The sequence below is a fragment of the Pseudomonadota bacterium genome, from assembly GCA_039028935.1.
Classification (GTDB): domain Bacteria; phylum Pseudomonadota; class Gammaproteobacteria; order Steroidobacterales; family SZUA-146; genus SZUA-146.
The window spans coordinates 1-15703 of record JBCCHD010000011.1 but is presented as its reverse complement, the minus strand read 5'-3'; the positions used below and the strand labels follow the sequence as shown (position 1 = coordinate 15703).

15 protein-coding genes and 1 tRNA gene are annotated in these 15703 nt (G+C 56.1%); 8 read left to right on the top strand and 8 right to left on the bottom strand.

Translation table 11 applies throughout. From position 1 onward, the window contains the following. Window positions 1–5: 5 nt before the first annotated feature. The 4 genes from AAF465_07240 to AAF465_07225 all read right to left on the bottom strand — a co-directional run bounded on the left by AAF465_07240 (window position 6) and on the right by AAF465_07225 (window position 6960). A complete protein-coding gene (locus tag AAF465_07240; GenBank protein MEM7082513.1) occupies window positions 6–2234 on the bottom strand; it encodes a patatin-like phospholipase family protein in 2229 nt (742 codons plus the stop codon). 122 nt (window positions 2235–2356) lie between these two features. Then, entirely contained in the window at window positions 2357–2914 is a 558-nt protein-coding gene (locus tag AAF465_07235) for a GspH/FimT family pseudopilin (GenBank protein ID MEM7082512.1), read from the bottom strand. Window positions 2915–3147: 233 nt separating this feature from the next. Beyond that, the gene (locus tag AAF465_07230; GenBank protein MEM7082511.1) at window positions 3148–5739 is read right to left on the bottom strand and encodes a DUF4215 domain-containing protein; all 2592 of its coding nucleotides are present in this window, start codon (window positions 5737–5739) and stop codon (window positions 3148–3150) included. A 396-nt stretch (window positions 5740–6135) separates the two neighbouring features. Next, a complete protein-coding gene (locus tag AAF465_07225; protein MEM7082510.1) occupies window positions 6136–6960 on the bottom strand; it encodes a sterol desaturase family protein in 825 nt (274 codons plus the stop codon). 237 nt (window positions 6961–7197) lie between these two features. Between AAF465_07225 and AAF465_07220 the strand changes: the two genes are divergently transcribed. The 6 genes from AAF465_07220 (at window position 7198) to AAF465_07195 (ending at window position 12028) form a co-directional block, all read left to right on the top strand. Continuing rightward, window positions 7198–7419: a hypothetical protein gene (locus tag AAF465_07220; protein ID MEM7082509.1), complete on the top strand. Its 222-nt coding sequence runs from the start codon at window positions 7198–7200 to the stop codon at window positions 7417–7419. Window positions 7420–7686: 267 nt separating this feature from the next. Continuing rightward, window positions 7687–8460: an SDR family NAD(P)-dependent oxidoreductase gene (locus AAF465_07215; protein MEM7082508.1), complete on the top strand. Its 774-nt coding sequence runs from the start codon at window positions 7687–7689 to the stop codon at window positions 8458–8460. A 41-nt stretch (window positions 8461–8501) separates the two neighbouring features. After that, window positions 8502–9266 carry a glucose 1-dehydrogenase gene (locus AAF465_07210; protein MEM7082507.1) on the top strand — a complete coding sequence of 255 codons (765 nt, stop codon included), beginning with the start codon at window positions 8502–8504 and terminating at the stop codon, window positions 9264–9266. A gap of 10 nt (window positions 9267–9276) precedes the next feature. Beyond that, window positions 9277–10491 (top strand): acyl-CoA dehydrogenase family protein, encoded by a 1215-nt coding sequence (locus tag AAF465_07205; GenBank protein MEM7082506.1) that lies wholly within the window; start codon window positions 9277–9279, stop codon window positions 10489–10491. Window positions 10492–10539: 48 nt separating this feature from the next. After that, on the top strand, window positions 10540–11001 hold the full coding sequence (locus AAF465_07200) for a MaoC family dehydratase (GenBank protein ID MEM7082505.1): 462 nt from the start codon (window positions 10540–10542) through the stop codon (window positions 10999–11001). Window positions 11002–11053: 52 nt separating this feature from the next. Continuing rightward, entirely contained in the window at window positions 11054–12028 is a 975-nt protein-coding gene (locus AAF465_07195; protein ID MEM7082504.1) for an NADPH:quinone oxidoreductase family protein, read from the top strand. Window positions 12029–12088: 60 nt separating this feature from the next. Here AAF465_07195 and AAF465_07190 read toward each other — a convergent pair whose 3' ends face one another. Then, window positions 12089–12709 (bottom strand): VPLPA-CTERM sorting domain-containing protein, encoded by a 621-nt coding sequence (locus tag AAF465_07190; protein ID MEM7082503.1) that lies wholly within the window; start codon window positions 12707–12709, stop codon window positions 12089–12091. Window positions 12710–13095: 386 nt separating this feature from the next. On the opposite strand from AAF465_07190, the gene tal reads away from it, so the two are divergent. Further along, window positions 13096–14061 (top strand): transaldolase, encoded by a 966-nt coding sequence (gene tal / locus AAF465_07185; GenBank protein MEM7082502.1) that lies wholly within the window; start codon window positions 13096–13098, stop codon window positions 14059–14061. A 136-nt stretch (window positions 14062–14197) separates the two neighbouring features. Further along, window positions 14198–14274: transfer RNA gene (locus AAF465_07180), tRNA-Arg, on the top strand. A 113-nt stretch (window positions 14275–14387) separates the two neighbouring features. On the opposite strand, the gene AAF465_07175 is transcribed toward AAF465_07180, so the two are convergent. From AAF465_07175 to AAF465_07165, 3 genes are all read right to left on the bottom strand, one after another. Beyond that, the gene (locus tag AAF465_07175; GenBank protein MEM7082501.1) at window positions 14388–14732 is read right to left on the bottom strand and encodes a hydroxylase; all 345 of its coding nucleotides are present in this window, start codon (window positions 14730–14732) and stop codon (window positions 14388–14390) included. A 110-nt stretch (window positions 14733–14842) separates the two neighbouring features. After that, a complete protein-coding gene (locus tag AAF465_07170; GenBank protein MEM7082500.1) occupies window positions 14843–15121 on the bottom strand; it encodes a hypothetical protein in 279 nt (92 codons plus the stop codon). 76 nt (window positions 15122–15197) lie between these two features. Then, on the bottom strand, window positions 15198–15656 hold the full coding sequence (locus AAF465_07165) for an Lrp/AsnC ligand binding domain-containing protein (GenBank protein ID MEM7082499.1): 459 nt from the start codon (window positions 15654–15656) through the stop codon (window positions 15198–15200). Window positions 15657–15703 lie beyond the last annotated feature (47 nt).

Below are 15703 nucleotides of genomic sequence, written 5' to 3'. Positions count from 1 at the left end.
ATCGCTTAAAAGGTCGTACCCAATTGGAAGTACGTTGCCGATCGACCGTTCTCGGCAAATCCGTGCGACAGATACAACGGGCCGATAAAGGTGTCGAGTCCGATAAACAGACTGCCGGCTAAGCGCAACCCGTTAATGCTGATGTCGTCCGAATCATCCCATACATTACCCGCCTCGAATGAGGCCCCAATATACAAGGGCGTTTGAAAGGTCGATGAGCCGAGGCCCACGCGTCGATAGTAGGCCAGCGCCATCAAGGCGTAATGTTGACCACGCAATTCGTTGAGTTGGTAGCCGGAGAGTGAGAACAAGCCGCCAAGTCCGAACAGGTCTTCGATTTCACCATCGCCGTTTAGGTTGGATCCCGCGTTCAGTGCGGTCAATACCGTGTGAGGTCCTCGGCTCATGGCATTGAGAAACTCAAACGATACGCGGTCGTTGTCGGATGTGTCGCCGAGTCCTTCGCGAAATCCAACCCACTCGATGCTGCTTTCAATTCCTTGCCGCGTAAAACGCACGTTGTCGCGCGAGTCATAGCGCCAGCCAAGCGAAAAGGCACCCCCCTCGAAGCGCAAACTGTCCAGCTCCCCGGAGCTGCCGATTCGGGGTGATAGTCGACCCGAAGACCGGTTAAAACCTACCCGAAACTCAGCGTTTTGCCCGAACGTGCGTCCAACATCCAGCTGCAGCTGCGAAAACGTCAGGGACAGCGAAGCTTGCTCAGAGCCGTCATCGTTAAACGTCGATACTGAGCGCTTTTCAACGCGCACGCGGGGCGCAACAAAATAGCGCGAGGCATAATTGAGCGGCTGGTAGAACTCCGACTCCAACAATGGGTTATCGCCCACCTGTAAATCCGTGCGCCACTCAGCGCCAAGCGGATTGACTTGCGTCTTGGTGTATCGCGCCGCAAGGTTATAACCGCTCGAACCGTCAAAGTCGTCGATAAGGTTGATACCGAAGTTAATAAAATTCGGTCCCCAACTTTTTTTCGACGTCTTGATTGTGATATCGGCCAGCGCCTCGTCAACGTGCTCCACGTGATAATCAACCAGTTCGAAGGTGTCGAGTCCGTAGAGTCTCGACACATCTTCACGCACGACATCCACTTGCAGGTCCTCATCCGGTTTGAGCGTTAAATTGCCCTCGAGCACTTTGTCGGACCACTGCGAATTGTCTTCGATTGTGAGGTTGCGCACGGTGCGTGTTGAGAAATCACGGCGTGTTTGCCGCGCCGCTTGATGCGCCAGAAAGTGCGCCTCGTCGACCGTCAACGCGGTCAGCGCGCGATATTCATCGCGTGCCGCCTGTTCACCCAGTGGCACCGCTTCAGCCGAACGGTGAAAGTCGGTGGAGCCGATGTCGCCGAGATCTGGCAATATGGCGATGTCTGTGGCGTTGAGTGATGCGAGTTGTTGCTCTGCTTTTCGGCGAATGAGAATGGTCAGCATCTGGTTGGTGAGCGCCAAGGCAGAATCAAGCTGCTCACGCTCGAGCAACGGAAATCCGATGTCCACCACAATCAGCACGTCGGCGCCCATCTCGCGCGCCACGTCAACGGGCAAGTTATTCGCCACGCCTCCATCAATCAGCAAGCGATCCTCAATGTCAACCGGGGCGAAAACCCCGGGCGCGGACATACTGGCTTTAATCGCGCTGACCAGATCACCCCGGTCAAGCACGACCATCTCACCGGTTTCCACATCGGTGGCGACTGAACGAAACGGTATGGGCAACGCATCAAACTCGCTTATGCCTTCTACGGGCGCGACAAAACCACGCAGCAGGGCATTGAGTTTTTGACCATGGACCAGCCCTTTGGGTAACCGCAGCTTGCCGTTGCGAAAACCGACATCGAAGTTGATCAGAAAGTTCACGTCGTCCTGCTTGCGTCGGAACGAGCGATTGCGCCGACTGGGCGAATCCTGCAGGGCATCGACCCAATCAAGGCCGTAGAGAATGTCCTCGAGCTCGGCGGCCGACAGTCCCGAGGCGTATAAACCGCCAACGATGGCGCCCATGCTGGTTCCGGCAATGCAGTCGACGGGTATGCGCAGCTCTTCAAGTACCTTGATGGCGCCGACGTGCGCCGCTCCGCGCGCGCCGCCTCCGCTGAGCACCAGGCCGACGCTTGGTCGATCGCCGTCCGCGCGGCAGGGCGCTGTCGACGCGTGGCTGCCGGTGGTTGCCAGAAGCATGAGTGTTAAGGCGATGAGGCCTAATAGTTTGTTCACGACCTTCCCCCTGCGATGTCGCGCAAAGCTTAGCAGGTCGCTCGGGGATTATTAAGCGTCCACCCTCGTGCGTGCCGTCACCTCAGTGGGGCATCGTTATCCAAACGGATGGGGGTGCGAGTTTAGGTGGTGGGGCAGTTCGCTGGATTGATGGCGTCTCGATGGTGTTGAACCACGGGACGGCCGGTTGGCGATAGCGTGACCACGCGCGCGTGTTTATTCCCCGATGGGCCGCATAACATGAGGGTGCCAGAGATCGCGTCGCCATTGATCGCTCGGGTCACACCTTGAGGGGTAAACGTCACATAGCCGGGCAAATCGGGTGCGGTGACCGACATGTCATCTTGTAGCCACGGGGTGGATCGAATCAATGTGTCGGTGCCATTGTCGAAACTTGAATCGTTGGCATCGTTAATAAAGACAATCAGCGCATCACCGTTGTTATCGCACGCCGGATTCGCACCGGAGGTATCGCCTCGGCATACCGTGACACGACTCCTGGCCTTCACCGACTCGGATCGTGCGGCGTGCACTGCGCCCACAAACGTGTTGGCCGCCGCCGACATGTCGGAGTTGCGCATGCTGCCGATAAAACCAGGGATGCCCACACTAATTAGGATGCCGGCAATGCTGATGGCAAAGATCAGCTCAATGAAAGTGACGCCACGTTGAGTTTTCATGGCGCAAGTGTAGCGAGAGATCGTCGATGGTCGCTGTGTACTGTTTCACAGTTATGTTAGCGCCTCGATGGCTATGTTATTGATCGACATATTCGTTGACGTTATGTCATGACATTAAGACAAATTGTCGATGCAGCCTCAAGTCGCGATGGCCCACGCGGCCGATACACGATTGAGCAAAAAAAAGCCCCGCCGAAGCGGGGCTTTCTTGTCTTACTCGTGTTGACTAGATCTTAGTTACCCAGACCCACAACACAGTCATTGGCGCTAGGACCAGGTGCCATACCAAAGTTGCTGGTATAGGTGATGTAGTCCACGAAGTTGATCGCACCACTGCTATCGATATCGAAATCGGGATCGTAAGCAGGATCGCCATCGGCGCTGTTGAACTTAGGTCCAAACTGCGAGATGTCGACAAAGTTCACGATGCAGTCATTGTTGATGTCTGCATCACAACGGTTACCAATGCCGTCACCATTGGTGTCTTCCTGACCAGGGTTCGAGACGTTGGTGCAGTTGTCGGTGCTGTCGAACACGCCGTCGCCATCGGTGTCAACCGGTGCCAGGGCACAGTCTTCACCGCGCAGACCCGCGTTGTCGATTTGAGCGAACCAGGCGAACGTACCGCGGTAGCGGAAGCAGACGTAACCTTCAGCCTGACCTTCAAGCTCAGTACCTTCGAGGTTAGCGCTCAGCTCCTGCGCACCGGTGAGTACCAGGTTGCCGTCTTCGTGATCGTTCACGCCACCCAGTCGGGTGTAACCGCCAATCGTCAGCGCGTTTGGTGCGTTGGTACCGATCAACACTTCCAGCAGATCTTCATCGAAGTCATCGGCGAAGTCGTCTGGCGTACCATTGTCGTTGAACTGGTTGTTCGCGGACTGGTAGTACGTGTTGAAGCTGTACGACGGACCGGTGATGGTGCTCAGGTCAAGCGCTGGTGAACACAGGTAGGTGTCCATCTCGAGCGCTGAACCAGCTGCCACGTCTTCGTCAACCTGTCCGGTGGCGTCACTGTCCGCACACGCGGCGTTGCCGGTGCCCGAGGTCAGGTTTTCGCTGCCGGTGTTGTCGACAAGACCCGCTGCGTTTTGCGCCAAACAGGTGCCGTCACCAATGGTGCCCCAGCCGTCAGCTGGATCAGGACCGAGGTTGATGACGGTCCAGGTACCTGGGATGCCCGCATCAAACGTTTCGATGGTGTCGCAAGCGGTGTCGCGCAAGAAGCACTCACTGGCGTTAGCCAGCGGATCGCCTGCAGCACCGGTTGGGATGCTGATGTTGTCAACAAAGAAGTTGGTGTTCTGACCGTTCGTTGCCACGGTGACACCGCGGATGACGATTTCATGATCAGCACCATCGGCGTAGGCCGAAATGTCGACAGTCTGCGTCTCGTAGGTATCGATGATCGTCGTACAATCGTAGGTGTACTCGACGTTACCGTCCACGGTGACTTCGAGGAAATCGTCAGTGCTGTCACAAGGACCTGGATCGGCCGGTGACGCAACGAAGAAGTCGAAGGTCAAGTCAGTAGCGCCCACCGGAATGGTCGCCGTCTGTGAGATCTGCGTGTCGCTTGGATCCAAACTTGCACCGAACAGCGCATAGAAGATGCCATCTGAACCGAGGTTGATGCTGATGAACGAGCAGAACACTTCCGTACAGATCGGCAGCAGGCCGTCGGCGCTGTTGACCGTTTCGGTCCAGGCAAACGACTGACGACCGCGAGCGTCTTCGAGGCTGCCTTCGGTCACTGCATCACCGGTTGGTGCTGCACCAGCAGGCAGGAAGTCAGCGGCGGTGTACAGCGGATCAGAGCAGACAAAGTCCACGCCTTCGATCGCACAGCTTGAAGAACAGCCGTCGCCGTCGATGCTGTTGCCATCGTCACAGGCTTCGCCGCTGCTCAAGATGCCGTCACCACACACGCCGACCAAGCATGAGCTGGGTACAGGTGGGATGGGCGGATCGACAGGAACCAGAAGCTGCACATTGTCAACGAAGAAGTTGGTCAGTGTGCCAGGATCACCTGGGTTATCGACGTTAAAGCCCTGGAAAGTGATCGTGTGAGATGCACCATCGGCAACACCTGCTGCCGCCAGGTCAATCGACTCAGTGATGTATGGGAACTGGCCGATACAGGGGTTTGGTGTACGGAACACCTGAACGCCGTCGATCAGTACTTCCATAAAGTCGTCAGCCGGTGACTCACAGTCAGCCAGCGTGGCGTTGGAACCGGAAGCCCACTCGAACGTCAGCGCCGTCGCCGTCGCGGGAATCACGAGTGTCTGTGTAGCGACACCGCCATTACCGTTATCGAGGAAGCCGCCGCCTAGCCACAGGTAGTTTGAACCGTCGGTGGCAAGATCAGGACCACAAAATGTGGGGCTACACAGCGGATTGAACGCGGTGCCTGAGAAGGTCCACGAACCGTCGTTGGCTTCGAAGCTGCCGTCGGCAATGTCGTTCGTGACAGACGAACCGGCAATCGCAGCGGTACAGTTGCTGCCGGCTTCGATCGTACAGGTTGAGCTACAGCCGTCGCCGTCGACCAGGTTGCCGTCGTCGCACTCTTCGCCGTCATCAGGCTCGGAGTCGCCACAAACGAGTTGTTTGGATGAAGTGCTGCGCTGTCCCATAAGGTTGAGCAGCGTTTTTTGTGCAGCAGGACCGGCGCTACTTCCTTCGGCCGACGCAACTGCGGGTGTTGAGCGTTCAACGGCCAGAGCTGAGGCGTCAAAAGCAAATGCAGCGGAGCTGCTAAGTGCTGACAAACCCAGGCTTCCGACTGCCAAAAGCAATTTCGGATACGCGTGAAGTTTCACGTTCTTTCCCCCTTGTTTTGATGTGATGAGAATCGTTGGGTGTTGCGACGCAGCACAACTCCCTGAGCGTTAAAGTATTTTTTCTCGTCACTGAGAATATAAGTCTGATCGGCAATTGCAAGGTCGATTTAACATGTTGCAAATTCATCGATCTTTGCTCAGAGCGGCCCTGAAGGGCGCGCGCACTTCATGCGTTGCCGCTTAAGTTTAATCAACATAAAAAACAATCGCCTAGCAAATGTTACTCAACATAAGTTTGAACAAGTTGGAGTAAGTTTTTCGTGGAGTAAAATCAGCCTTACGATTAGTTCATCGTCCAAAGTGCGCGACTTTCGCTCACATTCAACATCCCTTAACGCATCGAATCGTCGTGACGTTCCTCCGCGCGTGTTCGCCTCACCGCTGTGAGTCGCTAAACCATTTAGGATGCTTAAACAGTACGCGAAGCGCATCGCCAAGTGATGAGGTCGCCGCCGCATCCCTCACCATCGCGGCCCATTCGTGAAAAGCGATACGCAACGGGTTATACGTTTTAATGTTGTTGGTTAATCCGTATTCGACTTTTTCCCCTTCGGGTTCGAACGTACCGAACAACCGATCCCAGACAATAAAAATGCCGCCGTAGTTGCGATCGATGTATTGCGGGTTGCTGCCATGATGCACGCGATGATGCGAGGGGGTGTTCATAATCCATTCAAACGGGCCGAGCCGATGGATGGTCTGCGTGTGGATCCAAAACTGGTAAATCAAACTGACGGCCTGCTGGGCGAGTATCATCAGAGGATGAAAGCCCAGTAACGCCAGCGGTAGCCAGAACACCACACCGGTAAATCGCGTCGTCCAGCTTTGTCGAAGGGCAACCGCGAGATTGTAGTGTGTGCTGGAATGATGGTTGACGTGGCCCGCCCAGCCGATTCGACTTTCGTGGTGCACGCGATGAAACCAGTAGTAGCAAAAATCTTCGGCAAACAACAGCAACGCCCACGTGCTCAGTGCAAAGGGGGCAAGGTCAAACACGCGGAATTGGTAAACAACCGTATAGAGTCCGAGCACAGCGGCGGCGGTGGCGGCGTTAATGGCCACATTGCCAAGGCCCATGCTCAAGCACGCCATGGTGTCTTTCAGTGAGTACACGTGCTGACCGGCTTTTTGACTGTACGCCCATTCTAATAGAATTAGCAGCACGAACGCCGGAATGGCGAAGTAGATCAACGTCTCCATCGACGCATGATATCAAACCTTCGGACGCTGCTCGGTCGAGACACAGTGGATGCGAGCGGGTTATGTGACATTCATGATCCGAACGGTCAGCTCAGCGAAAGGGCGAACGCCGGTGTCTATTGCCAGATTACGGTAAGTAGAAACCCCTTTTTTGCTGAATGTGTGAACCAGTTCCGTGCTGTTGATCATTATGTCGATTAGCGTATGTGTCCCGTTTCACACAATCCGGAGAAAACCATGGCCGCACACAAACCCCTTATCGGTAAAGCCCCTCGCGGAATTCCTGCCAAGAGCGGCGCCGTCAACTTCTTCTTTCAACAGGATTCCGGTCATCTGAAGCGTCAATGGCAAAAACGCAGTGACGATTTTTGGAGCGCCACTCGCCCGAGCGTGAGCAACCAGGCTCCGTCTTGGCGCGAATTTGAAAACTGGCAATCCGGTAAGAAAGCCAAAAGCTAATTCTATTCGCCCGCCGTCGAGACAAACCGCGCCATGGTTTCCGACTTGACGGGACCGGCGGGCCGACTACCGAAAAAACTCTCCTCCGGGAGAGTTTTTTTTTGGGGCTTATCCCTGTCGCGCGGAGCGATGGCCAAGCGGCAGCAAGCCGATCATTCGATACGGCGGATTAATCGGACTGGCGGTTAACCAGCTGGGCCGCCAGCGCGTCGTGTACTTCGCCACAGGTCTTTGGTAACGTCGCGATTTACCGACGGAAGCGAGCCTGTGCACCCTAACAACCAACACATTGTGATAACCGGCGCCGCACACGGCATTGGCCAAGGACTCAGTCGGCGTTTTGCCGCCGAAGGCGCGAAGAAAATCGCTCTGATTGATTTGGATGAAGCCGCTGTTCAGGCGGTTGCCAGCGACATCGGCGCGCGAGCCTATGCGGTCGATGTGGCGGACGCAGACGCCTTTGCTCACACCTTGCGCACCATCGAGTCGGATCTTGGTCATATCGATCTCTTTTGCTCCAACGCCGGCGTTGGCTATGCGGATGGCGAACACGTCGCGGCGGCCAGTGACGCACTGTGGGAAAAAACCTGGCGCATTAATGTGCACGCGCATGTGGTCGCGGCCCGCGAACTGCTGCCTGCTATGCTCAAGCGCCAGCAGGGTCACTTTTTAATTACAGCGTCGGCCGCGGGTCTTCTGAGCCAAATCGGTTCAGCTTCTTATTCCACGAGCAAGCACGCCGCGGTGGGGTTTGCCGAATCGCTGGCGATTATGCATGGCGATCAGGGGATCGGCGTGTCGCTGTTGTGCCCGCAGGGTGTGGACACGCGAATGATGGCCGCCGTGGCAGGCGGTGGGCCTCAAGGCGCGGATGGCATTATGCCGATCGAAACACTCTGCGACGCGGTAATGCAAGGCCTGGACGCTGAGACGTTTTTGATTTTGCCCCATCCGCAGGTCGGCGATTACATGCAGTTTAAAGTGGCGAACTACGACAAATGGTTGGGCGGCATGCGCAAGCTGCGCGACCAATTCGCGTAGCCGACGCGCTACCACACCACTCAATTTAAAGGACACAACGTATGGCATCCAATCGTTTTTCACTGGAAGGCAAGGTGGCGCTGGTCAGCGGCGGTAGCCGCGGCATCGGCGAAGCCATTGCTCATGGCCTGGCAGAACAGGGCGCGCGGGTGATCGTATCCAGTCGCGATGTGGCGGCGTGCCAAACCGTCGCGGATGCCATCAATGACAAGGGCGGGGAGGCGGTGGCCATGCGTTGCCATGCGGGTGTCGCGGCCGACATTGAGGCGGTGTTCGACGCCATTGACGAACAGTTTGGGCGCATCGACATTCTCATTAATAACGGTGCCACCAACCCGTATTACGGTCCGATCGCGGACACACCGGTCGAAGCGATGGACAAAACGTACGAAGTGAACGTCAAGGGTCCGTTCATGATGACTTCTGCAGCGGTAAAACGCATGGCCAAACAAGGCGGCGGGGCGGTGGTTACCGTGTCGTCCATCACGGCGTTCAATCCCGGCACCTACATGGGCATCTACGCGATGACAAAGGCGGCGCTAGTAAGTATGACTAAGACATTCGCAAACGAATATTCCAAGCATAACGTGCGAGTTAATGCCTTGGCGCCGGGTCTTACCGACACTAAGTTTACTGAAGCACTCAAGTCTAACGATGCGTTGCGCGAGTCGGTGCTCAAGACGATTCCGGCCAAACGGATGGGCGTGCCGGAAGATATGGTGGGCGGTGTGCTCTATTTGGTGTCGGACGCTGCGGCCTACACGTCCGGTACGACGCTCGTCATCGACGGCGCCATGATCAGCTAAGAGAAAATTAATGAATCTTGAAATCAGTGAACAGTCTGCGGCGCTATTAACGCGTGCAACCAACTTTATCAACGAGCGCGTGATCCCCGTGGAAGACGAGTTTGTGGCGGAAATCGATGTCGGTGATCGATGGACACACACCGATCGTCAGACCGACATTCTCGAGACGCTCAAACGCGAGGCGCGCGCTCAGGGGTTGTGGAATTTTTTCTTGCCAGAAGAGGGGCCTGGTATCAGCGCCGTCGATTACGCCTACATCGCGGAGCAAACCGGTCGCACGTATTTGGCGGCTGAGGCGTTCAACTGCAGCGCACCCGACACCGGCAATATGGAAGTGTTGCATCGCTATGGCTCCGAGGCACAAAAGGAGCGCTGGCTCAAGCCGTTGCTTGACGGCACGATTCGGTCGGCGTTTGCTATGACCGAACCGGGTGTGGCGTCGAGTGACGCCACTAATATTTCGATGTCGGCGGTGGAAGATGGCGACGAGTGGGTGATCAACGGCGAGAAGTTTTATATTTCCGGTGCTGGCGATCCGCGCTGCAAAATTCTAATTTGTATGGTCAATACCGACCCGGACGCGGGTCGTCATCAACAACATTCGCAAATATTGGTGCCGATGGGCACGCCTGGGCTTGAAGTGGTGCGGCCCATGCACGTATTTTCATTGGACGATGCGCCGCATGGGCACATGCATTTGAAATTTAATAACGTGCGCGTGCCGCTTGAGAATTTGATTCTTGGTCGCGGTCGAGGCTTTGAGATTTCACAAGGTCGTTTAGGGCCTGGGCGCATTCATCACTGTATGCGCGCCATCGGTGCCGCAGAGAAAGCGTTGCAGCTGATGTGTGAGCGAGCAGTATCGCGCAAAGCGTTTGGTAAACCGCTGGCCGATTTGGGTGGCAACTACGACATTATTGCGAATGCGCGGATGGACATCGACATGGCGCGCTTGCTCACCTTGCAAACCGCGTACATTATTGATCACCACGGTGTGAAAGCCGCGCGAACGATGATCTCGAAGATCAAGGTCGTCGCCCCGACGGTGGCGTTGCGCGTGATTGATGAAGCCATACAAATGTTCGGCGCAACAGGTGTGTCACAAGATACGCCGCTGGCCCATATGTATATGCAAATGCGCACGCTTCGGCTCGCCGATGGCCCGGACGCGGTACATCGGCGTGTGGTGGCGCGCGAAGAGCTAGGTCGGTATGCGCGCCCATAACGCGTAATCAACAGCGACACGCAAACACAGGACTAGGTAGCGAAACGCATGCCCACACAAACCATCGAAGAACTGCAGGCTCGAATTGGCGAAGAGCTCGGTGTGTCCAACTGGATTGAAGTCAGTCAGGCGCGCATTAATGAATTTGCCGAGGTAACAGAGGATCGGCAGTTTATTCACACCGACCCAGAAGCCGCGGCCAAGACGCCATTTGGCGGTACGATTGCACATGGCTATTTGACGCTCTCGCTATTGCCGGTGTTGTTGCAGGACATTCAATTTGCGCCGGCTAACACGGTAATGGCGATCAATTACGGTGCCGATAAGCTACGCTTTCTCGCGCCGGTGCCGAGTGGCAGTCGCATTCGGGCGCGCCTGACCCTGATCGATATCACGAAGAAACGGGCCGGTCAGTTCATGGTTCGCGGCGGCGTTACCGTCGACATCGAAGGAAGCGATAAGCCCGCTTTGAGCGTTGAAGCGCTCACCCTTTTGATCGTACCGGCCTGAACGGATAACGGCCCACCTATTAGTCTGCCACCCATCGATACGGAGACGGCGAATGCGCGCACTGTTGTGTAAAGAACATGGTCCTGCCAACAAACTGGTTGTTGAAACGGTTGATGATCCGACGCCGGGTAAAGGCGAGGTGCTCATTGAGGTGGCTGCAGCAGGCATCAATTTCCCCGATACGCTAATTATCGAGGGCAAGTATCAAATGCAGCCACCGATGCCGTTTACACCGGGCGGGGAAGCGGCCGGGACGGTCGTGGCGGTGGGGGAAGGCGTCAAACGCGTGACCGTTGGCCAGCGTGTGATTGCGTTATGCATGATCGGCGCGTTTGCCGAAAAGCTGGTGGCGCCGGAAGTGGCGGTCGTGCCGATGCCCGATGAAATGGATTTTGTCACCGCGGCTGGTTTCACGCTCACGTACGCGACGTCGTACTACGCGCTGAAACAGCGCGCGCAACTTGCCGACGGCGATTCGTTACTGGTGCTCGGTGCAGCGGGCGGTGTCGGCTTGGCGGCGGTTGAGCTCGGTCGCATCATGGGTGCCACGGTCATTGCCGCGGCCAGTAATGATGAGAAACTCGCGGCCACGAAAGAAGCTGGCGCGACACACTTACTGAACTACACGCAAGACGACGTTAAGAAAACCGTCAAAGCCTTAACGGATGGTCGTGGGGTTGACGTGGTGTACGATCCGGTTGGCGGTGAGCTGTCGGAACAAGCACTGCGCGCGACGGCATGGGATGGACGCTTTCTTGTGATCGGATTTGCCAGTGGTGACATTCCTAAAATTCCGCTCAATCTGCCTCTGCTCAAAGGCCTGCATATTGTCGGCGTATTCTGGGGCTCCTGGGTGACGCAGTTTCCGAAAGAATCGATGGGCAACATGGCCGAACTGTTTGGTTTTTATACCGCGGGCCAGCTCAAACCACGCGTCACCCAAACGTATTCGTTGGACCAGTACGAAGAAGCCTTTGGCGTGCTCACAGGACGCCGCGCGATTGGCAAAGTGGTCTTTACGCTTTAGTCGCCGATTGCCGACGCCCGATGGCGACGTCGGTACTTTTTGATGCTGGCGTAATGCGTGCTAGCGACGACGCAACGCGCCCATGATGCCGAGCGCACTTATTAGAAGCCAAGCCGCCCCCGGCAAAGGCACCGCCGTAAAACGGAAGTTGGGACCAAAGTAAATCTCATCGGTGTCTTCGCCTGGAAAGCCCAACGAGCCGGTCAGCGCGCGGCCGCCTAAAATGGTGAGCGCTGGATCCAGTACGTAATCCGAGGCGGAGGTGGCCACGGCAACGCTGTCGCCATTGCCCCCAAAGTAGTACGCCCCGATGACAAATTTGGTGTCGGCCGTGAGCACCAGCGGATTGATGTCCAGATACCGAAAGCCGTTATCGAGTTCGCCACCACCGGCGGGTACCAGCAGCTGAATAACCACATTGCCCAGATCATCCCAAATGGCCAGGGTGTGTGGACTGGACAAGCCATTGCTGCCTGCGTCCAAAATGCCAATGGCGGTGACCGTCAGATCGGTTGCGGCTACAAATTCATAGCCCAACACGGCCGTACCGGTCGGTTGCTGTAAGAGATTATCGGTGCCAATGACTGTGACGGCGGTGTTGGCGTTGGCGGACCAGCCGGCGGCAAGCGCGGCGGCCAGCATCAGTGCTTGAGTCAGTGAAGCGAGGCGTGTTCTGTTCATCTTCTTGTACCCTGTTGGATGAATACGTACACAAAGCCTACCTCAGGGATTGCCCTGACATCCACAAAAGACCGTAAATCAGGGTAAAACTTGACATAATTTCCACTCCGAGGCTCAATTCAGGCGCGCCGCGTAGCGGTTGTCGATCGCATGGCAGACCAACGCGCAGTGAGCGTGATCGGGTTTGGGGTCCAGTCAATCCACACCGAGTGTTTGGGTACCGCCGCCGTTCAATACGCGTCTTTAATAGAGTGCGTGTTCGGCCTATCATGGCGAACTTGCACACCGCGACGGCGGTGAGTCGGTCCGACATGGGCCGCGCCAACGCCCAAGCCATTCTCTACGCGATTCGCCGCTTTGCGCGGTCGCCAACACAGGAGCCACACGTGGACAAACTGAGTCAACTTCGAGAAATGACCGACGTCGTTGCCGATACCGGTGATATTGAAGCGATTGCCAAGTATCAGCCTGTGGATGCGACCACCAACCCCTCGCTGCTGCTGAAGGCGGCGCAGATGCCTCAATACGCGGCGTTGATCGATGCCGAAGCCAGCGCCGTGGCAGCGCAAAATGTGTCGGAAGCCGAGGCGGTTACACTGCTTGGCGATCGCTTTGCAGTGGCGATTGGTCGCGAAATCACCCGCATCATTCCGGGTCGTATTTCAACCGAAGTCGATGCGAGACTGTCGTTCGATCGCGATGCGTCCGTCGCGACCGCACGTCGCATTATCGCCCTTTACAATGAGGCCGGTATCGGACGCGAACGCGTGTTGATTAAACTCGCCTCGACCTGGGAGGGGATTGAAGCGGCCCGCGTGCTGGAAGCCGAAGGGATCAACTGCAATCTAACCCTGATGTTTGCCGATATTCAGGCCGTCGCGGCGGCCGAGGCCGGGGCGTTTTTGATTTCACCGTTTGTCGGTCGCATTTTGGACTGGCATAAGAAAGACACCGGCCGCGATAGTTATCCAGCCGAGGAGGATCCAGGTGTCCTGTCGGTCCGCAACATTTATCAGCTGTATAAAGACCGTGGCTACAAAACCGTGGTGATGGGCGCCAGTTTTCGCAATGCCGGTGAAATTGAGGCGTTGGCCGGGTGCGATCGCCTGACCATCGGGCCTAACTTTCTGGAGGAGTTGTCCAATGATACGGGCCACTTAGCCCGTGTCCTAAGTCCCGACGAGCGCAAGCCATATACGGACTACACGCTCGAAGGTGAGGCCGATTTTCGATTTCAAATGAACAGTAATGCCATGGCAACGGAGAAATTGGCCGAAGGCATTCGGTCGTTTGTGGCTGATCAGATCACGCTCGAGACGTTACTCGCCGGTAAACTTGCCGCGGCCGCTTGATGGCGGTGTCAGTGCACTCAATCTATCACACGAAGACGTCTCAATTCGCGCGTCGGACGTCGGCTAAAAAGGGTGTCATCCTTGGAAGCCGGGCGTTACAATAGCCGCGCTTGCACCGAATCAATCGTTTTAAACTGCGCCCGTAGCTCAGCTGGATAGAGTAACTGGCTTCGAACCAGTTGGTCGGGAGTTCGAATCTCTCCGGGCGCGCCAATTAAGAAAAGGGTCCTGATGGACCCTTTTTCATTGCCTGATTGCACTGTGGGTAACGTCGCGTGTTGATGGCCTTGATGTCGATCTCGACGGCGTCATCCTAAGAAGAGCTACTAGCGCTGCCACAAACCGTGCATCAAACTCCCCAATCGGTAGATGGCAAATTGACCTAGACCGGCTAACTCTAGTGGTGGGTGGGCCACGTCCGCACCGAGTTGTACAGCCTCGTTTAACGCGCGTTCAATGTTGTCCACGAGCACATAGGTGCGTGTTTCCGGTTCTTCGGCGTCGTGCATGGGTGCGCGAACGCCCACTTGCCCGCCATTGGGCAGCGGCGCGGTGCGCGCGCCACCGAGTAGTGCGACGGGCTCGCTAAACGTGCAGTTATACAGCTGTTGATAGGTTGCGCACACCGCGTCGACATCCGGTGTGACTACCTCTAAATAGTGAATATTCATGCGCGCTCCCTTGTTCATGCGGAAACGACATTCAATGCCATTCAAGGGTGCTTTGCAAATAGGGTCGCGACGTCGGCTGACTGCGCCATGGTGTCGGAGGGTTAGCGGCGTTAGGTGCGCTTTGATTTTTTGGCGCGCGCTTTTCGTTTGCGGCGTTTTTTGGGATTGGCCGACTCGCGATACGTGTTGTCAAAATCACCACCCCACTGATCGCGATGGGCGGTGGCTGCCGCGCTTTGCACGGATGAATGGCGGCGGGTCAGGTACAGATCATCGGGCGAGCACACCTGGGCTTTGATGACGCCTAAATCAACGGCGGCATCAAATAGACTCGGATACCAGCTCTCCCATCCGGGCAGTAATTGTTCCACTTGTTCACGCAAGCTCATGACTAGATTGTACTGTTAAAGGGTCGATCGGACACGCCCGATTTCACATTTTTCGCTGGCGATTGTGTCGCCCTGGTCAGATATTGAGCGTTAGGCTTTCCTTTACGGCATCCATCGCCACAATCGAGGTTGACTCCTGCACGCCTTCGATGCTCAGTAACGAGTCTTCCAGTAAATTTCGATACGAGGCCATGTCGCGCACGCGAGCCTTAATGAGATAGTCGAAGCTGCCGGTCGTCAGGTAGCACTCCTGTACCTCCGGTAGCAAACGGGCCGAACGCCTGAATTTGTCGAAATTGCTTTTGGAGCTGCGGTCCATACGAATCATGACGAACACCACAAGCCCCGCGTCGAGCTTGTCCGCATCGAGTCGCGCCGAATAGTGTTTGATGTAGCCCAGTCGCTCCAGTTTGCGCACGCGCTCGATACACGGCGATGTCGACAATCCCACCTGTTTGGCCAAGTCTGAGTAGGTAATGCGGCCATCTGACTGCAGAATACGTAAAATAGAGCGGTCAATTGCGGATATGTCCATAAATATTACTTATATAATTATTTATAACAGAATAATATACTTTATAT